18 protein-coding genes and 1 pseudogene are annotated in these 18,615 nt (G+C 64.5%); 7 read left to right on the top strand and 12 right to left on the bottom strand.

Annotated elements, in window-relative coordinates:
• Positions 1–46: 46 nt before the first annotated feature.
• Both AC5Y49_RS17160 and AC5Y49_RS17165 read left to right on the top strand, forming a co-directional pair.
• Entirely contained in the window at positions 47–1,681 is a 1,635-nt protein-coding gene (locus tag AC5Y49_RS17160) for an acyl-CoA synthetase (RefSeq protein WP_499889114.1), read from the top strand.
• A gap of 18 nt (positions 1,682–1,699) precedes the next feature.
• Positions 1,700–3,250 (top strand): acetolactate synthase large subunit, encoded by a 1,551-nt coding sequence (locus AC5Y49_RS17165; protein WP_499889116.1) that lies wholly within the window; start codon positions 1,700–1,702, stop codon positions 3,248–3,250.
• A gap of 4 nt (positions 3,251–3,254) precedes the next feature.
• Here the strand turns inward: AC5Y49_RS17165 and AC5Y49_RS17170 are convergent, their stop codons facing one another.
• The 9 genes and pseudogenes from AC5Y49_RS17170 to AC5Y49_RS17210 all read right to left on the bottom strand — a co-directional run bounded on the left by AC5Y49_RS17170 (position 3,255) and on the right by AC5Y49_RS17210 (position 10,099).
• The gene (locus tag AC5Y49_RS17170) at positions 3,255–4,100 is read right to left on the bottom strand and encodes a TauD/TfdA dioxygenase family protein (RefSeq protein WP_499889118.1); all 846 of its coding nucleotides are present in this window, start codon (positions 4,098–4,100) and stop codon (positions 3,255–3,257) included.
• A gap of 14 nt (positions 4,101–4,114) precedes the next feature.
• Positions 4,115–4,450, bottom strand: a complete 336-nt coding sequence (locus tag AC5Y49_RS17175) for a hypothetical protein (RefSeq protein ID WP_499889120.1) — start codon at positions 4,448–4,450, stop codon at positions 4,115–4,117.
• On the bottom strand, positions 4,443–5,714 hold the full coding sequence (locus AC5Y49_RS17180; protein WP_499889123.1) for an aromatic ring-hydroxylating oxygenase subunit alpha: 1,272 nt from the start codon (positions 5,712–5,714) through the stop codon (positions 4,443–4,445). Before AC5Y49_RS17180 ends, AC5Y49_RS17175 begins: the two co-directional genes overlap by 8 nt.
• Positions 5,715–5,726: 12 nt before the next feature.
• Positions 5,727–6,476 (bottom strand): SDR family NAD(P)-dependent oxidoreductase, encoded by a 750-nt coding sequence (locus tag AC5Y49_RS17185; RefSeq protein ID WP_499889125.1) that lies wholly within the window; start codon positions 6,474–6,476, stop codon positions 5,727–5,729.
• A pseudogene (locus AC5Y49_RS17190) lies at positions 6,469–6,735 on the bottom strand (2Fe-2S iron-sulfur cluster-binding protein); the annotation flags it as partial. The gene AC5Y49_RS17185 and the pseudogene AC5Y49_RS17190, both read right to left, overlap by 8 nt.
• Positions 6,736–6,802: 67 nt before the next feature.
• Entirely contained in the window at positions 6,803–7,261 is a 459-nt protein-coding gene (locus AC5Y49_RS17195; protein WP_499889127.1) for a MarR family winged helix-turn-helix transcriptional regulator, read from the bottom strand.
• Positions 7,262–7,269: 8 nt separating this feature from the next.
• Positions 7,270–8,577: a metal-dependent hydrolase family protein gene (locus AC5Y49_RS17200; RefSeq protein ID WP_499889129.1), complete on the bottom strand. Its 1,308-nt coding sequence runs from the start codon at positions 8,575–8,577 to the stop codon at positions 7,270–7,272.
• A complete protein-coding gene (locus AC5Y49_RS17205; RefSeq protein WP_499889130.1) occupies positions 8,505–8,834 on the bottom strand; it encodes a hypothetical protein in 330 nt (109 codons plus the stop codon). The genes AC5Y49_RS17200 and AC5Y49_RS17205 overlap by 73 nt, the downstream gene beginning before the upstream one ends.
• Positions 8,834–10,099: an aromatic ring-hydroxylating oxygenase subunit alpha gene (locus tag AC5Y49_RS17210; protein WP_499889132.1), complete on the bottom strand. Its 1,266-nt coding sequence runs from the start codon at positions 10,097–10,099 to the stop codon at positions 8,834–8,836. Before AC5Y49_RS17210 ends, AC5Y49_RS17205 begins: the two co-directional genes overlap by 1 nt.
• 100 nt (positions 10,100–10,199) lie before the next feature.
• Between AC5Y49_RS17210 and AC5Y49_RS17215 the strand changes: the two genes are divergently transcribed.
• Positions 10,200–11,654, top strand: a complete 1,455-nt coding sequence (locus AC5Y49_RS17215) for an aldehyde dehydrogenase (protein WP_499889134.1) — start codon at positions 10,200–10,202, stop codon at positions 11,652–11,654.
• On the opposite strand, the gene fadD17 is transcribed toward AC5Y49_RS17215, so the two are convergent.
• Genes fadD17 through AC5Y49_RS17230 form a run of 3 tightly spaced genes read right to left on the bottom strand, consistent with a single transcriptional unit; the run spans position 11,644 to position 15,431 of the window.
• Complete coding sequence (fadD17, locus tag AC5Y49_RS17220; protein WP_499889136.1) at positions 11,644–13,152, bottom strand: long-chain-fatty-acid--CoA ligase FadD17; 1,509 nt, start codon at positions 13,150–13,152, stop codon at positions 11,644–11,646. The two genes, AC5Y49_RS17215 and fadD17, sit on opposite strands and share 11 nt — an antisense overlap.
• Positions 13,149–14,240: an acyl-CoA dehydrogenase family protein gene (locus AC5Y49_RS17225; protein WP_499889138.1), complete on the bottom strand. Its 1,092-nt coding sequence runs from the start codon at positions 14,238–14,240 to the stop codon at positions 13,149–13,151. The genes fadD17 and AC5Y49_RS17225 overlap by 4 nt, the downstream gene beginning before the upstream one ends.
• 9 nt (positions 14,241–14,249) lie before the next feature.
• Positions 14,250–15,431 carry an acyl-CoA dehydrogenase family protein gene (locus tag AC5Y49_RS17230; protein ID WP_499889140.1) on the bottom strand — a complete coding sequence of 394 codons (1,182 nt, stop codon included), beginning with the start codon at positions 15,429–15,431 and terminating at the stop codon, positions 14,250–14,252.
• A gap of 134 nt (positions 15,432–15,565) precedes the next feature.
• On the opposite strand from AC5Y49_RS17230, the gene AC5Y49_RS17235 reads away from it, so the two are divergent.
• From AC5Y49_RS17235 to AC5Y49_RS17250, 4 genes are all read left to right on the top strand, one after another.
• Entirely contained in the window at positions 15,566–15,757 is a 192-nt protein-coding gene (locus AC5Y49_RS17235) for a ferredoxin (protein ID WP_065012624.1), read from the top strand.
• 69 nt (positions 15,758–15,826) lie between these two features.
• A complete protein-coding gene (locus tag AC5Y49_RS17240; RefSeq protein ID WP_499889142.1) occupies positions 15,827–16,741 on the top strand; it encodes a 3-oxoacyl-ACP reductase in 915 nt (304 codons plus the stop codon).
• Between the two features lie 260 nt (positions 16,742–17,001).
• A complete protein-coding gene (locus AC5Y49_RS17245; protein ID WP_499889144.1) occupies positions 17,002–17,766 on the top strand; it encodes an MlaE family ABC transporter permease in 765 nt (254 codons plus the stop codon).
• Positions 17,767–17,770: 4 nt separating this feature from the next.
• Complete coding sequence (locus AC5Y49_RS17250; protein ID WP_499889146.1) at positions 17,771–18,613, top strand: MlaE family ABC transporter permease; 843 nt, start codon at positions 17,771–17,773, stop codon at positions 18,611–18,613.
• Positions 18,614–18,615: the final 2 nt, after the last annotated feature.

Consider the following 18,615-nt stretch of genomic DNA (forward strand, 5'->3'; position numbering starts at 1 on the left):
CTGTCACAAACTTGTCAAGAAATGTAACACGTTCTAGTTTGGGTCCGTGGCCCTGAACATTGCCGACCTTGCCGAGCATGCCATCGACGCCGTGCCTGACCGTGTCGCCCTGATCTGCGGCGACGGCCAGCTCACGTACGCGCAGCTGGAGGATAAGGCCAACCGTCTCGCGCACTACCTGATCGACCAGGGCGTCAAAAAGGACGACAAGGTCGGCCTGTACTGCCGCAACCGCAACGAGATCGTGATCGCGATGCTGGGCATCGTGAAAGCCGGGGCCATCCTGGTCAACGTCAACTTCCGCTATGTCGAGGGTGAGCTGCGGTATCTGTTCGAAAACTCCGACATGGTCGCGGTGGTCCATGAGCGTCAGTACGCCGACCGGGTCGCCAACGTGTTGCCGGAAACCCCGAACGTCAAGACGGTGCTCGTCGTCGAAGACGGCTCAGACGCGGATTACCAGCGCTATGGCGGGGTGGAGTTCTACTCCGCGCTCGAAGAAGGCTCGCCGGAGCGTGACTTCGGTGAGCGCAGCGCCGACGACATCTACCTGCTCTACACCGGCGGCACCACCGGGTTCCCGAAGGGCGTGATGTGGCGCCACGAGGACATTTACCGCGTGCTCTTCGGCGGGACCGACTTTGCGACAGGCGAATTCGTCAAGGACGAGTACGACCTGGCCAAGCAGGCCGCGGCGAATCCGCCGATGATCCGCTATCCGATCCCGCCGATGATCCACGGCGCCACTCAGTCGGCCACGTGGATGTCGCTGTTCTCAGGTCAAACCACCGTTCTGGCACCGGAATTCGACGCCGACGAAGTGTGGCGGACAATCCATGACCACAAGGTCAATCTGTTGTTCTTCACCGGTGACGCGATGGCCCGCCCACTACTGGACGCACTCATGAAGGACAACGACTACGACCTGTCATCGCTGTTCTTGTTGGCCAGCACTGCGGCGCTGTTCTCACCGAGCATCAAGGAGAAGCTTCTCGAGCTGCTGCCCAACCGGGTCATCACCGACTCGATTGGCTCGTCGGAGACCGGCTTCGGCGGCACCAGCATCGTGGCCGCAGGCGAGGCGCACACCGGTGGGCCGCGGGTCACCATCGACCATCGCACGGTCGTACTCGACGACGACGGCAACGAAGTGAAGCCCGGCTCGGGTGTGCGCGGCATCATCGCGAAGAAGGGCAACATCCCCGTCGGCTACTACAAGGACGAGAAGAAGACCGCCGAGACGTTCAAAACCATCAACGGTGTGCGTTACGCGATCCCCGGGGACTATGCACAGGTGGAGGCCGATGGAACGGTCACCATGCTGGGCCGCGGTTCGGTGTCGATCAACAGCGGTGGGGAAAAGATCTACCCCGAGGAAGTCGAGGCCGCACTCAAGGGCCATGCTGACGTGTTCGACGCGCTGGTGGTCGGCGTGCCCGACGAGCGCTACGGCCAGTGCGTGGCCGCCGTCGTACAGCCACGCCCCGGAACACGCCCGGCGTTGACCGACCTCGACCGGTTCGTGCGCAGTGAGATCGCGGGATATAAAGTCCCCCGGGCACTTTGGTTTGTCGACGAGGTCAAGCGGTCGCCCGCGGGCAAGCCCGACTACCGCTGGGCCAAGGAACAGACCGAGGCAAGGCCGGCCGACGACAGGCATGCCAATCACGTAAAGGCCTGATGCGTTTACAGTCGGAGTGTGAATGGCGCTCACGTACTGATCAACACTCTGGTCGGCGGCGGGGTCGACGTGTGCTTCGCCAACCCCGGCACCTCCGAGATGCATTTCGTGGCCGCACTGGACGCGGTGCCGCGGATGCGTGGGGTGCTGGCCCTGTTCGAAGGCGTGGCCACCGGAGCGGCCGACGGCTATGCGCGCATCGCCGGCCGACCCGCGGCGGTGCTGCTGCACCTCGGGCCGGGGCTGGGCAACGGGCTGGCCAACCTGCACAACGCGCGCCGGGCGAGGGTGCCGATGGTGGTGGTTGTCGGCGACCACGCCACCTATCACAAAAAGTACGACGCACCACTGGAATCCGACATCGACGCGGTGGCCGGTAGCGTTTCCGGGTGGCTGCGCCGAACCGACGGCGATGTCGCGGCCGACGCCGCGGAGGCTATCGCCGCTAGCCAAAGCGGGGAACAGGTTGCCACCCTGATTCTGCCGGCGGACCTTTCGTGGAGCGAGGTCACACACACCGGCCATCCGACACCTGCCCAGTCAACGACGTCAACCGTCGACACGGACGCGGTCAAGCTGGTAGCCGAGGTGCTGCGTTCCGGCGAGCCCTCGGTAATTCTGATCGGCGGCGACGCCACCCGAGCTCCCGGCCTGCAGGCGGCGGCCAGGGCCGCATCGACGACCGGTGCCCGCTGGTATTGCGAGACATTCCCTACCCGGCTGGAGCGCGGTGCAGGCATTCCCGCGGTCGAACGCATCGCCTACTTCGCCGAAGCCGTTGCCGCGCAACTCGACGGCGCCAAGCATCTGATCCTGGCCGGTGCGGCGTCACCGGTATCGTTTTTCGCCTATCCAGGCAAACCCAGCGACCTGGTACCGGACGGCTGCGAAGTCCACGTGCTCGCACACCGCACCGGGGCCGCCGACGCGTTGGCGGCACTGGCTGACGAGGTGGCGCCGGACACCGTCGCCGAGGCTGCTGCGCTGTCGCGCCCGCAGCTGCCCACCGGTGCGTTGACCGCCGCTTCGGCCGCCGACGTGATCGGTGCGCTCATGCCGGAACGCGCAATCGTGGTCGACGAGTCCAACACTTCCGGGCTGCCACTGGCTGCTGCGACGGCCGGGGCGCCGGCACACGATTGGCTCACCCTGACCGGGGGAGCGATCGGCTACGGCATCCCCGCCGCGGTGGGCGCCGCGGTCGCTGCGCCGGACCGTCCGGTGCTGTGCCTGGAATCCGACGGCTCGGCGATGTACACCATTTCGGGCCTGTGGACTCAGGCGCGGGAGAAGCTCGACGTCACCACCGTCATCTACAGCAACGGCGCCTACGACATTCTGCGGCTTGAACTGCAGCGCGTCGGAGCCGAGGGCGCACCCGGCCCCAAAGCGCGCGAACTACTCGACTTGACCGGCCCAAGAATGGATTTCGTCAAGCTCGCCGAGGGAATGGGGGTACCGGCGCGCCGGGTCGGCACCGTTGAGGAGCTCGCCGACGCACTGCGTGTGAGCTTCAGCGAAACCGGACCGCACCTCATCGAGGCGATAGTGCCTTCAATGCTGGGATGACGGGCTACTGGATCGGTTCGTCACCGAGCACGGTGGTGCGCAGCATCTCTCGTGGGGAGTCCGGGTCATAGGGTGCAGCCCGGTGCAGTACCCCGCGGTTGTCCCAGATCACCGTGTCGCCGACCGACCACCGGTGGCTGTAGACCTTGGCGGGCACTGTGGCGCGGTCGAGCAGTTCGGCCAGCAACTCGCGGCCCGCGTCGAGATCCATACCCACGACATAGTCGGCGGAGGCGCCGAGCACCAGCGACTTGCGGCCGCTGCTATGTGTCCACACCAGCGGATGCTCGTGGGTGCGGCGCGCCCGCCACCGCGCTAGCTGCTCGGGTGTGGGATCGGGCGTGACGCGCCGCTGCGAGGCTTCCAGGGAGTGAACAACTTTCAACGACCCGTAGCGCTGCCTCTCGTCGTTGTTCAACGCGTCGTAGGCGGCATATGAGCTGGCGAACTCGGTTTCGCCGCCGCGTTCGGCGACGTGGACGGCCGTCAGCACGGTAGCTTTCTGCGGGCATTCGTCGCCGATCGGGGTGCAACCGTCGATATGCCAGTCGAAGGTGGCTCGCAGATAGGCTGCCGAGGAATTCTTCGACACATCCAGCGTGATCGGATAGATTCCCGGCACCCGATGGTGTCCGTCTGAGGAGTAGTCAACCTCGCCAAGCCGACGGCAAAACGCCACCTGTGCTTCAGGATTCAGGTGCAGCCCGGGAAAGACCAACACGCCGTTTTCTTCCAGCGCGTCGAGGACCGCCTTCCCGAGGGTGTCGTCGGTGGCCAGTCGATCGGGATCAATACCGTCGACCTCGGCGCCCACCGTGGTCGTGAGCTTGTTGATGGCAAGCAGACTCATCGCCTGTCCTTTCCTCATGGCACCGGTTCGCTGATTCGTGTCATGACGGCGTCGGCGGCGTCGGTGGGTTTGATTTGATGCATGACCTCCACTGACATGGCGACCAGGATCAGCGAATAGATGAGGTGCAGCAGATGCAGCGCGTCGTCGGGAAGGTCGTCGAGCGAGAACTTGTCGCAGTATTCGATTGCCTCTTCCAGCCGCGGGAAAAAGGCGTCGTAAAACTGCCGCATGTCGGCCATGCTGCTGGCCATTCGTCTATCCCACCGCTCAGATTCCGTCGGTAGACACCAGGTTTCGGCGTAAGGCTCGAGTTCGGCGAAGGCACTGGGCAGAAGCGGGTCAGACATGGGCCGCCCCCGCCGGTTCGTGCTCGCGTTGGTACTCGGCGACCCAGTCGCCGACCGTCTTGTGCAGGTGGCGGACCAGGATTTCCTGATCGTTGAGTGGGAAGCCGTCGACGATGCCGGTTTCCAATGCGGCCTGGGTGCCGCCCAGCATGCCGGCGTCTTGCAGCGCGAACTCTTTGAGCACCACCGCGGCGACTTCGTGTTCGATGCGCTCACGCACGCTGCGAGCAGGGTGAAACGCGGTGTAGGCCTCGAACCGATGGGTGTTGTGCGACGTCGGCCAATACCGGTAGAGCAGGTACCAGCCGCCGTAGATCAGGATTTCCAGGTTGGGGAAAATCTGGAAGTTGCTGATGCCCCATGGATCGATGCCACCGGGGTTGAGCCCGGCGGGCAGGTCACCTAGATCCGGGGTTCGCCAGGGCCCGACAAGACCGCTGCGGGTGGCTCGTTCGATCGGATACATGTACTCCGGTGCCATCAGCCAGCGGCGGGTACCGGCGGTAGACACCAAGCGGTGTGGTCCGTCGATCTGAAAATGGGCGCATTCGAATCCGGCATTGGGGTCGCGCACCGCGGGTGGAACCTGTTGTGGGTGCAGCGCGGGAACGTGGTAGTACTCCTGGAACGCGTCGGCAAAGATCTTCCAGTTGCTGTTGTTGTCGGCCACCCAGTCGTAGCGTTCAGTGAGCTTGTGGAACGGATAGTCGTCGAGTCCGGTGATCATCGGTCCGAGAAACTCCCGCAGACTTTGCCGCGGCTCGGCATCGAAGTTGACGAAGATGAAGCCGTTCCAGATGTCACAGTGCACCGAACGCAGCCCGTATGAGTCGGTGTCGAGATCGAAGAACTCTCCTGGCTGCTGTACGAATGTCAACGCACCGTCGAGGTCATAGCGCCAGCCGTGATATTTACAGGTGAACTGCCGGCATGCACCTTTGGTTTCCGCATTGGGGAAGTCGTTCCACACCAACTTGTTTCCGCGGTGTCGGCAAATGTTATGGAAGGCGCGCACCACTTTGTCTTTGCCTTTGACCACGATGATCGACGTGCCTGCCGCCGCGATGTCCTTGGTGAAGTAGCTGCCGACGCGCGGGACGTCCTCGATGCGGCCGACGTTGAGCCAGGCGCGCTTGAAGATCGCCTCCTGTTCGGCCGCATAGAACTCCGGTGACGTGGAATCTCGGAAGGAAACCGGCCCGGTGCCCAGATCCGGGTAGTGGCCGGTCCAGCTGCCCTCCGCCGGTTTAGGCCATCGCGCCACGTGAACCTCCTGTCACATCACTGCTCCGCCGTTGACGCCGAGTACCTGTCCGGTGACAAACCCCGCCTCTTGGGAGCACAAGAACCCGACGGCCGCCGCGATGTCGTCACCGGTGCCGAGGTGTCCCACCGGAATCTGAGCGGCCATCGTCTCGTTCGACGGCAGGTTTCCGTCGGCTTGTGATTGGTGCTGCATCGGAGTCTCGATACCCGACGGCGGAATGTTGTTGACCGTGATTCCGGCACCGGCATACTCACGCGCCAGCGATTTGGTCAGGGTGATCAGCGCGCCTTTCGAAGCGGCATAGTGCGCCATGCCCGGTGATCCGCGCTGGGCGCTGGACGACGAGATCATCACGATGCGGCCCCAGCCCGCGGCCACCATGTCGGGCAGCGCCACCTGGCAGCAGTGAAACGTACCGGTGAGGTTGACATCGATGATCCGCTGCCATGACTCCGGAGTAATCTCGCTGAACGGCTCGAAACCGACCATGCCCGCGCTGGTCACCAAAATGCCTACTGGGCCGAGCTCACTGTGTACCTTGGCGAACGCCTCCTCGACCGCGGGGCGATCGGTGACATCCACCTCCGCCGCCAGTGCGGTGACGCCATCGTTTCGCAGCTCGTCGCAAACCCGCTGGGCCGCTTGGCCGTTGAGATCGAGAACGGCGACCTTGTGCCCGCGGCGGCCAAGCTCGTGACAGGTGGCTTCACCCATGCCCGACGCGCCACCGGTCACCGCCGCAACTCGTTGACTAGTCATAGACCACCCTCACCGAACGACTGGTCGGCAACGACTGGCAGGTGAGGATCCAGCCGTCGTCAACTTCTTCTTCGGTCAGCGCGTCGTTGTTGAGCATCCGCACGCTGCCGTGTACCAGGCGCGCCATACAGGTTGCACACGAGCCGGTTTCGCATGACGACGGCGCGGCCAGGCCAGCCATCCGGGCGGTCTGCAGAACGGTGTTGCCGTCGCGGTACGGCACGACGGTGGTGCGCCGGTCCAGCTGAATCGTCACTTCCTCCGTGAAAGCGTCATTCGTCGCCTGCTCCATCGCCAAGCAGAGTATCAAGTACTTGCGATTGGTATCAAGTACTTGATTCATGGTGATCCGTGAAGAGCGGATTGCCGGTGCCCTGTTCGACCACCCGGGCGAGCAGATCGTGCAGCAGCTGTCGCTCGTCGGCGTCCAGTACGCCGAAGACCCTTTCGTGGGCGGTCAGCGCGTCGGCGAGTACAGCCGAGACCACCGCGCGGCCCTGGTCGGTGAGATAGGACTGCAGGATCCGGCCGTGCTGCGGGTCCTGTTTGCGCTCCACCAGGCCGCGGCTCTCCAGCGCGTTGATCGCCAACTGCACGCCCTGCGGACTGATCAGCAGCCGCCGGGCCAGCTCGGCCCCGGACAGGCCGGGTTCGTTGGCCAACTGACGCATCAATCCGATCTGTGCGGTGGTCACCCCGTGGCTGCTGATCGCGTCATTGACGGTTTTGAGCGAAAAGTGGAAGGCCTGCTTCAGCAGCCACAAGATATTGTCCGTGAGTTCCATGGTGTGTCCTAGGCGCGCGTGTAAACGCGACCGTCTTTCATGACGAACGACACGTCCAGCGTGGTGGCGATGTCGCGGGACGGGTCGCCTGGTACGGCGATGATGTCGGCGAGATAGCCAGCTGCCAGCCGGCCGAGTTCGTGGTCCGCTTCGATGAGCTCGGCGCTGGTCACGGTTGCCGCGCGGATCGCCTGCATCGGTGTCATGCCGCGATCGACCAGTGCGCAGAGTTCCTTGGCGTTCTGGCCATGCGGGATTGCGGGCGCATCGGTGCCGCATGCGATCCGTACTCCCGCCGCAATCGCTTTGGGCAGCATGGCTTTAGCTTGCGGGAAGACCTCGGCCGCCTTCTTGCGAAGCTCGGGTGCGACGCGGTCAACGGCCAGCGCTTCGGTGAGATACGTCGTTGAAACCAGGAAGGTGCCGTGGTCGACCATCATCTGGATGGTGTCGTCGCTGGCCAGGAAACCGTGTTCGATGCAGTCGATTCCGGCGTTGATGCAGGCCCGGATCGCGCTATCGCCGATCGCGTGCGCGGCCACCCGGATCCCGGCGCGGTGGGCCTCGTCTGCGATCGCGGCGAACTCCTCGTCGGAGTACTGCTGCGATCCCGGCGAGGTGCTGTGCGACATGACGCCGCCGGAGGCAGACACCTTGATCACCTTGGCGCCGTGGCGGATCTGGTAGCGCACGCAGGCGCGTACGTCGGGCACGCCATTGGCGATCCCTTCGGCTACCGACAGCGGCATGATGCCTGGGGCCAGGCGTTGGAAGACGGTCGGATCCAGGTGACCGCCATAGGGTGTGACGGCGTGCCCGGCCGGCACGATCCGTGGACCGGCATGCCAGCCCTGATCGATCGCGCGTTCCAGTGCCACGTCGAGCAAATAACCGCCGGTCTTGACCATCAGACCCAGATTGCGCACAGTGGTGAAACCCGCATCCAGGGTGGTGCGGGCGTTCACCGCACCGCGCAGGGTGCGGTAGGCCGGGTCGTCCTGCACACCGTGCATCGGCGACGGCAGTCCCTCCGGCCCGCCCGGGCCGCCGATGAGCAGGTTGAGTTCCATGTCCATCAGCCCGGGTAGCAGCGTCACATCGCCGAGGTCGATCTCGGACGCCGAATCTGGAGGCGGCTCAGACGGATTGACCGCGGCGATCCGCCCATCGTCAATCACGACCACCGCCGGTGAGTGCACCTGTCCGGAGTCGACATCCGCCCAGCGGGCGGCCCGCAGCACGATCACGGCACGGGTTCGCTGACGCAATCCAACGTCGATGCGCCCGAATCGGGAATGCGCGGCTGCTTCCAGCATTCGACCGGGAAAGACACCATGATCATCGAATACAGCAGATACATCAGGTTCATGACGTCGTCGGGCATGTCGTCAAGACTGAACTTGTCGCAGTAGGCCAGCGCGTCCTCGGCACGCGGTGTGATGGCATCGTAGAAGGACTGCATCTCGACCATCGTGCTGGTGAGCCGCTTGTGGTAGCGCTGCGGTTCGCGTGCCAGACACCAATCGGAAAACTGTTTTAGGTCTGTGAATTCGGGTGGCAGGTTAGCCGACATCAGACCCCCACCGAGTTGCGCCGATAGTTCTCGACCCACGCCGCGGTCTCGTGGTGCAGGTGCCGCAGCAGCACCTCCTGGTCGTTGAGGAGGAATCGGTCAACCGCACGCGATTCGATCATCGACTGAGTGGCCTCCAGTGTGTTGGCGTCCTGCAGACCGAATTCCTTGAAGGTCACTGCCGCCAGCTCCTGGGCGACGCGTTCGCGCGGAGTGCGCGGCGGCGGGAAGTACAGGGTGCCCTCGAAGACGTGACTGTTATACGAAGTCGGCCAGTAGTGGTAGGTCAAATACCAGCCCTGTCCCCAGATCAGGATCACGAAGTTGGGGAAGATCTGAAACGAGTCCAGTCCCCATGGGTTGCAATTAGCCGGGTTGACGCCAGCAGGCAGCGTGCCGAGATCGGGGCCGTCCCACGGCCCGAAAAGCCCGCTGCGGCAGATGTCTTCGATGGGTTTGCGCATCTCGGCATCCATCTCCCAGGCTCGCACACCCGACGTCGACACCAGCCGGTGCGGGCCGTCGATACGGTAGTGCGGCGCCTCGAAGCCGGCTTCTGCCGCCGCCTTGGAGTATTTGGTCGGCGACTGGTTCGCGTGCAACACCGGCGCGTGATAGAACTCCTGGAACGCGTCGAGGTAAAGCTTCCAGTTCGCCTTCACTTCCGAGCGGTAGCACCACCGCGACGTCAGTTGCCCGAACGGGTAGCCCTCCAGGTCGGTGATCATCGGCCCCAGAAACTCTCGTAGCGACTGCTCGGGTTCGGCGGCGAAGCTGACGAAGATGAAGCCTTCCCAGACGTCGCAGTGCACCGGCACCAGCCCGTGGCGGTTCTTGTCGAAGGCGAAGAACTCGTTTTCCTGCGGGACATGGGTGAGGTTGCCGTCCAGGTCGTAACACCAGGCGTGGTACTTGCACCGAAATTGGCGGCAAAAGCCGCTGGTTTCCTCCTGCGGCATGTCGTTCCACACCAGTTTGTTGCCACGGTGGCGGCAAATGTTGTGGAACGCTTTGATGTCACCGGTCATGGTGCGCACCACGATGATCGAAGTGTTGGCAACCTTCAGCTCCTTGGTGAAGTAGTTGCCTTTGCGCGGAAGTTGCTCGACGCGGCCGACATTCAACCAGGCCCGCTTGAAGATTGCGGCCCGCTCGAGCTCATAGAACTCCGCTGAGATGGAGTCCTCGTATGACACCGGACCGATTCCGAGCTCTGGGTAGTGCTGCGTCCAGCTGCCTTCCGCCGGCTTGGGGAAACGAGCCATGCCTACTCCTGTCGCTCACGACCACCCGCGTGCAGCGCTGACCGTATATGCTCGAGACCGCAATCGCAAGTAGTTGATATTCAGCCGCGGGGAGGTCTGCGTGCAGCGACACGACGCACTGTTCATCGGTGGGAATTGGTCATCACCCCGTAGCGACGCGGTGATCGAGGTGACCTCACCGGCCACCGAAGCTCCGGTAGCGCGCGTGGCGTCAGCCGGACCTGCCGACGTCGACGCTGCCGTCGCAGCTGCGCGTGCGGCATTCGACCAGGGGCCGTGGCCGCGGCTCGATCCCGCCGAGCGCATTACCGCGGTACGGCGACTGGTCGAACGCTACGGCGAGCGCCGCCCGGAAATGGCCGAGCTCATCACCACTGAGATCGGCGCTCCAATCAGCTTCGCCCAGCGCGCCCAGGTCGGACTGCCGTGGATGATGATGACCGCGTTCTGTGATCTGGCTGAAAGCCTGTCGTGGCACGAGATTCGGGCCGGCCGCTACGGCGCCGATATTCACATTCGCCGCGAACCAGTCGGGGTGGTCGCCGCGATCGTGCCGTGGAACATGCCGCAGTTCCTGATCGTCACCAAGCTGGTGCCGGCGCTGCTCGCCGGTTGTTGCGTGGTACTCAAGCCGGCGCCGGAATCGCCGCTGGACGCGCTGCTGCTCGCCGAGCTCATCGAGCAACTCGAGCTGCCACCCGGTGTGGTCAGCGTGTTGCCCGGCGGCGCCGACGCCGGTGAGTACTTGGTCGGCCATCCCGGCGTGGACAAGGTGTCGTTCACCGGATCGACGGCTGCGGGCCGGCGGGTAGCCGAAACCTGCGCCGCCGGTTTGAAACGGGTGAGCCTGGAGCTTGGTGGCAAATCCGCGGCGATCGTCCTCGACGATGCCGACCCGGGCGCGGTGGCGGCCGGCATCCGGTCAGCCAGCCTGTCCAACAGCGGGCAGATTTGCAACGCGCTGACCCGAATCCTCGTGCCGGACAGCCGAAGAGACGGTTTCATCGACGCGCTGGCGACCGAGATGCAGACGATCGTCGTCGGTGACCCTACCGATCCCGCGACCCAGATGGGCCCCCTGGTGGCGCGGCGGCAACACGAGCGGGTGACCGGCTACATCCAGACCGGCCAGGCCGAAGGCGCCCGGCTGATCACCGGCGGAACCGGGATGCCGGACGGCGTCGAGCGCGGATGGTACGTCCGGCCCACGCTGTTCGCCGACGCCGACAACACCATGCGGATTGCCCGCGAAGAAATCTTCGGACCAGTGCTCACCGTCATCGGCTACCGCGACGACGACGACGCGGTGCACATCGCCAACGACTCCGATTACGGTCTGGCAGGGTCGGTATGGACCGACGACATCGAGCGCGGGGTGGAGTTGGCTGCGCGCATCCGTACCGGCACCTTCGGTGTCAACCAGGGTTACACGATGGACCCCTACGCGCCGTTCGGCGGCGTCAAGTCCAGCGGCTACGGCCGGGAGTTGGGCCGCGAAGGAATTGAGAGCTACTTAGACACCAAGTCGATCTCAGTGGCGCCCACTAGCGTTTGATCGGCCACACCGGATCCGCGCACTCGACACCTTCGCCGGAGAGCTCCCGTTTGAGCACCTTGAACGTCGCGGTGCGCGGCAGCGCCGTACTGATGCGGACGTAGGACGGCCACTGCTTGGGCCCCAGATCGGGCTGCTCGGCCAGGAATGCGCGGAACGTGTCGGCATCGAATTCCGTGCCCGCGGCCATTACCACTGCGGCCATCACCTGGTCGCCGACGGCCGGGTCGGGCACGGCGTACACCGCGACCTCGCTGACCCCCGGGTAGCGGGCCAGTACCCGCTCGATCGGCGCAGTGCCGAGGTTCTCCCCATCGACCCGCAACCAATCACCGAGCCGCCCAGCAAAATACACGTACCCGTTCTCGTCGCGGTAAGCCAAATCACCGCTGTGATAGACACCGTCAGCCATCCGCTGCGCGTCAGCCTCCGGGTCGTTGTAGTAACCCTCGAACCGGCCTGGGCCGGCGATGTTCACCAACTCACCGATCGCTCCCGGCGGGCAGGGGTCGCCGGTGTCGACGTCGATGATCCCGATGCCATCGGGCAGCGGACCCAACGAGCCCTCGGGCGTGTCCGGTGTGCGGGCGATGGCGACTCCGCCCTCGGTAGAACCGAAGCCGTCGACGGCGATACAGCCGAATCTGCCGGCAAACCGCTCCACGTCGGCCGGTGCACCCTCGTTGCCATACACCACTTTCAGTGGGTTGTCGGCGTCGTCGGGCAGCTCGGGAGTGGCGAGCACATACGACAGCGGCTTGCCTACATAGTTGGCGTAGGTGACGCCGTACCGTCGGATATCGGGTATGAATCCCGAAGCCGAGAACTTACGGCGCAACACCATTGAGCCGCGGCACGTGACGGCTACCGACCACCCGACCAGCACCGCGTTGGAGTGGAACAACGGCATGGACACATAGCAGCGGTCGTCGGGGCCCAGGCCGAAGCGTTCGGTCATCGTCACGCCGGCGATCGCGACCTTGCCCTGACTGCATTTCACTGCTTTGGGATCACCACTGGTGCCGGAGGTGAAGATCAGCATGAATAGATCGGCGGCCGTCGCGGACCGGAACTGCGCCGGTGCATCCGCGTGTGCGGCCACCTCGTCGGCCCAGGCCGTCGAGTCAACATCGATATGCGGCACACCACCCAGTGCCGCAGCAGATTTCGAATCGGTCAACACCAGCTGGCAGTCTGCGTGGTCGACATCGCGGGCCAGCGCGGCTCCCCGGCGGACGGGGTTGAGCCCGACTGGCACGAGGCCCGATAGCCCGGCCGCGACCAGTAGGGCAGAGAAGAACGGAGTGTTTTCCAATAGCACCCCGACGTGGGGTGGCCGCCCGGGGTCGAGTCGCTCGCCTAACGCGGCGGCCACCGCTGCGCCGTGCCGAAGGTGCTCACGCCAACTGGTGAACGAATCTTCGAAGTAGATGCCACGATCGTCGACGTCGACCAACGGCTTGAGCAGGTCGGTGACGGTCGGGAGATCTTGCGTCACGCAGGCGTGTCCGCCAGTTCACGACCTATCTTGCGCAGCGCCCCGGTGGCGCTGCCCAGCGCGAACTCGGTCTCTTTGGCCGCCAGGAAGTAGCGGTGTACCGGGTGGTCGATATCGATACCGACACCGCCGTGCACGTGGACAATGGTGTGCGCCACCCGGTGTCCCGCCTCGGCAGCCCAGAATGCCGCGGTTGCCACCTCGGTGTCGGCAGGCAAGTCCTCGGTCAGCCGCCATGCTGCCTGAGTGAGCGTCAACCGCAAACCTTTGACGTCGATGTAGCCGTCCGCCAGCCGTTGGGCCACCGCCTGGAAGCTGCCGATCGGACGATCGAATTGTTCGCGGGTGCGCGCATATTCGGCAGTCAACTGCAGCCCGCGATCCAGCGCACCGAGCTGAAATGCGCTGCGACCCAACGCAGCATGCGTGGAAAGCCAAGCAACCACGTCGTCGCCGCCGACCCGCCGCGCATCACCCACCTCGACCCCGTCGAGCCGCAGATGTCCCACACTGCCCAGACCGGTGGTCTCCAGCGCGGTCACCGATGCCTCTTCAGCAGTAACTACGAAAACAGCTGTGCCGGAATCGGTTTCGGCTGGCACCAAGAATGCATCGGCCACCGGCCCGTAAAAGACTTGAGTACGTGTTCCGGTCAGCCGGTAGCCCGCACCGGAACGCGTGGCCTGCACCGGCCCGTCGCCCATTTCACCGTCCAGCGCCACGGTGAGGATCTTCTCGCCGCTTACCGCTGGCGCGCCCCACTGCTGCTGGAGGTCCGCGGAGCCGAACCGGGCCAGCGCGCCACCGGCCAGCACCACCGACTCCAGATACGGCACCGCGGCCAGCCCCCGGCCCAGCGCAACCAGCACGGCGGTCTGCTCCAGCACCCCGTACCCGCCGCCGCCCAGCGACTCCGGTGCCGCGGTGCTCAAAATGTCGGCCTCGATGAGCTTGCGCAGAAGGTCGCGGTCGAACCGTTGGTCCAGGCCGTCTAATTCGCGTTGGTGCTCGGGCGTGCACACGGCGTCGACGATCGTGCCGGCCAAATCACCGAGGTCGTGCGCTGCTTCTGTTGTCGAGAAATCCATCAGAATCCTTTACCGGTTGGCTCGAGGCAGACCCAGCGCCACCATGCCGATGATGTCGCGCTGGACTTCGTTGGTGCCGCCGCCGAACGTGAGAATCAGGCAGGCTCGGTGCATCCGCTCGACCCGACCGCGCAGCAACGCGCCGGGCGAGTTCTGCCGCACCGTCGCGGCGGTGCCGAGCACCTCCATCAGCAGCCGGTAGGCCTCGGTGGCCAGCTCGGTGCCGAACACCTTGGCGGCCGACGCATCCGCCGGCGACGGGGCGGCGTCGGCTGCTGACGCCAACTCCCAGTTGATCAGCTTGAGCACCTCGACTTTGGCGTGCACGCGCGCCAGGTTGAGTTGAACCCACTCGGAGTCGATCAGCCGGGCCCCGCCGCCGTCCTTGGTGTTCTGCGCCCATTCCCGGACCTGGTTGAGCGCCAAAATGATCGGTTGCGCGGACACCAACGCGACGCGCTCGTGGTTGAGCTGATTGGTGACCAGTTTCCAGCCGCCGTTCTCCTCGCCGACCCGATTGGCCACCGGTACCCGGACATCCTGGTAGTAGGTGGCGCTGGTGTCCACGCCCGCCATGGTGTGCACCGGTGTCCAGGAGAAGCCCTCGGAGGCAGTGGGGACGATCAGCATCGAGATGCCTCGGTGCTTCTTGGCTTCGGTGTTGGTGCGCACCGCCAGCCACACGTAGTCGGCGTAGGCGATCAGGCTGGTCCACATCTTCTGCCCGTTGACGATGTAGTCGTCACCGTCGCGCACCGCAGAGGTCCGCAGGTTCGCCAGGTCCGTACCCGCTCCGGGCTCGGAGTAGCCGATAGCGAAATGCAGGTCACCGGATGCGATCTTGGGCAGGAAGAACTTCTTCTGTTCCTCGGTGCCGAACGCCATGATCGTGGGCGCGACGCTGTTGATGGTCAAAAACGGCACCGGAGCCCCGGCGACCGCGGCCTCGTCGGCGAAGATCAGTGAGTCCATCGAGGAGCGGTCCTGGCCGCCGTACTCTTTCGGCCAGTTCAGGGTGAGCCACCCGTCCTTGCCCATCTGTGCGACGGTCTCCCGGTAGACGTTGCCTTCACCGACCTCGCCCGACGTGGAGCTCAGGGCCTCGCGGCGCTCGGGAGTGATCAACTTGGCGAAGTACGACCGCAGTTCGCGGCGCAGTTCCTCCTGCTCCGGGGTATAACTGATGCGCATTGGCCGTCCCTTCGGGATCCCGTTTACCTCCCTGGTTGTAACACGTTCTAGTCTGGGGGTCCAGCGGCCGATTCGCCCAACCTTCCGTCGTATGGTGGGAATACCGGCACTCGGAAACGCCCAAGGAGGATCCCGTGCGAGTGATAGTGGACCGCGATCGGTGCGAGGGCAACGCGATATGCGTAGGAATCGCGCCGGATGTCTTCGAACTGGACGACGAGGATTACGCCGTGGTCAAAACCGATCCGATTCCTGCCGATCGGGAGGTGCTGGCCGAGCAGGCCATCGCCGAATGCCCGCGTGCGGCGCTGAAACGCGAAGATTAGCGGTGATCGCAAGCGCGGCGAAGCCGGGCGCAGCGGGTCGCCGCCCGACAGACTAGAGGTATTCATAAATTGACTAGCAGCACGAACGCGACCGATCTGTCCGGGAAGGTCGCGGTGGTCACCGGTGCGGCCGCTGGCTTGGGACGCGCCGAGGCGATCGGCTTAGCCCGAGCCGGCGCCAGCGTCGTCGTCAATGACATCGCCACCGCGCTGGACGCATCCGACGTGCTCGACGAAATCAGCGCCGCCGGCTCCAAGGCGGTCGCGGTGGCCGGCGACATCAGCCAGCGCTCGACCGCCGACGAACTGGTCAGCTGCGCCGACGGCCTGGGCGGCCTGAGCATCGTGGTCAACAACGCCGGGATCACCCGCGATCGGATGCTGTTCAACATGTCCGACGAGGACTGGGATGCGGTCATCGCAGTGCACCTGCGCGGTCACTTCCTGCTTACCCGCAACGCGGCCACCTACTGGCGGTCCAAGGCCAAGGAAGCCGGTGGGTCGGTCTACGGCCGGATCGTCAACACATCGTCGGAAGCAGGTTTGGTCGGTCCGGTCGGGCAAGCCAACTACGGTGCGGCCAAAGCCGGCATTACCGCGCTGACCCTATCTGCCGCGCGGGCGCTGGGCCGCTACGGCGTCTGCGCCAATGCGATCTGCCCGAGAGCGCGCACAGCGATGACCGCCGAGGTCTTCGGCGAGGCACCTGAGGTCGGCGCGGGCCAGATCGACCCGCTCTCACCCGAGCACGTCGTCACGCTGGTCCGTTTCCTGGCCTCTCCGGCGGCTGAAGCGGTCAACGGCCAGGTTTTCATCGTCTACGGACCCCGGGTCACGCTGGTGGCGGCGCCGACTGCAGAACGTCAGTTCACCTCGGACGCGCAGGCGTGGGACCCCGACAAGCTCAGTGCAACACTGCACGATTACTTTGCTGAACGCGACCCCGAGGTGAACTTTTCCGCGTCCACCTTGATGGAGTCCTGATCCGGTGAGGGAGACAGGCGTCCCGGCTCGACGGAGCTAGAACACGTTCCAGAATGACCTGCGTCACAATAGCTTCTGACCTGGTCAAACAATTAATCTTGACCTAATTTTGCAGTTCTTTGACACTGCGAACTTGTTCTAGTTAATATGATCCAGCTCACGCGGAGCGTCGTCTGCTCAGAAGGAAGCTTTGACGGCGCCGACCGGAGAAGTATAGCTTCGCTCCAAGTTGCAGGCGGCCGCGGGAGAAAGGGACCAGGTTGATCCAACAGCTTGCGGTTCCGGCCCGGGCCGTGGGCGGATTCGTCGAAATGTCCCTGGAGACGTTCAGCAAGACGGTCCGGCGCCCATTCCAATTCCGCGAGTTTCTCGACCAGACCTGGATGATCCCCCGCGTCTCGCTGATCCCGACGCTTCTGGTCGCGATCCCGTTCACGGTTCTGGTGGCGTTTACTCTCAACATCCTGCTGCGCGAACTCGGTGCAGCCGACCTATCCGGCGCGGGAACCGCCTTCGGGACCATTACCCAACTCGGTCCCGTCGTCACCGTGCTGGTGGTGGCCGGCGCGGGCGCCACCGCGATCTGCGCCGACCTCGGCGCCCGGACCATCCGCGAGGAAATCGACGCTATGCGGGTCTTGGGTCTCGACCCGATCCAGCGGCTAGTAGTCCCCAGAGTGTTGGCGTCGACGTTCGTCGCGCTGTTGCTCAACGGCCTGGTCTCGGCGATCGGCATCGCCGGCGGGTACGTCTTCTCGGTGTTGCTGCAGGGCGTCAACCCGGGTGCCTTTGTCAACGGACTGACCGTGCTCACTCACCTGGGCGAGCTGGTCCTCTCCGAAGTCAAGGCGCTGTTGTTCGGTGTCGTGGCCGGTCTGGTCGGCTGCTACCGGGGGCTGACCGTCAAGGGTGGCCCGAAAGGGGTTGGCGTCGCCGTCAACGAAACCGTGGTCTACGCATTCATCTGCCTGTTCGTGATCAACGTGATCATGACGGCGATCGGCGTTCGAGTGTTGGCCCGGTGAACCGATGAGTTACGACGCCACGCTGCGCTTCCGCCGGTTCGTTTCCCGGTTCGCCGAACCGGTCGACAACTTCGGCGAGCAGGCGCTGTTCTACGGCGAATCGATGCGCTATATCCCGAATGCGCTGACCCGATACCGCAAAGAGACCATCCGGCTGATCGCCGAAATGACGATGGGCACCGGCGCGTTGGTGCTGATCGGTGGAACGGTCGGTGTCGCAGCGTTTCTGACGCTGGCATCAGGCGGTGTCATCGCGGTGCAGGGCTACGAGTCGTTGGGCAATATCGGCATCGAGGCACTGACCGGGTTTTTGTCGGCGTTTCTCAATGTCCGCATCGTCGCCCCCGTGGTGGCCGGTATTGCGCTGGCCGCCACTATCGGCGCCGGCACCACCGCACAGCTCGGCGCCATGCGGGTGGCCGAGGAGATCGACGCGATCGAATCGATGGCCGTGCACTCGGTTTCGTATCTAGTGTCCACCCGGTTGATCGCCGGCCTGATCGCGATCATCCCGCTGTATTCGTTGGCCGTGCTGGCCTCATTTTTCGCCGCTCGGTTCACCACCGTGTTCATCAACGGTCAGTCGGCGGGGCTGTATGACCATTACTTCAATACATTTCTGAATCCGACCGACCTGCTGTGGTCGTTCCTGCAAGCCATCGTGATGTCGATTGCGGTCATGCTGGTCCATACGTATTACGGCTACAACGCTTCTGGCGGCCCGGTGGGCGTCGGCCTAGCGGTCGGCCAGGCGGTGCGCACGTCGCTGATCGTCGTCGTGGTTATTACTTTGTTCATCTCGCTGGCTGTTTACGGCGCGTCCGGTAACTTCAACCTCTCCGGGTAGGC

Source organism: Mycobacterium sp. NGS62, from assembly GCF_059812285.1.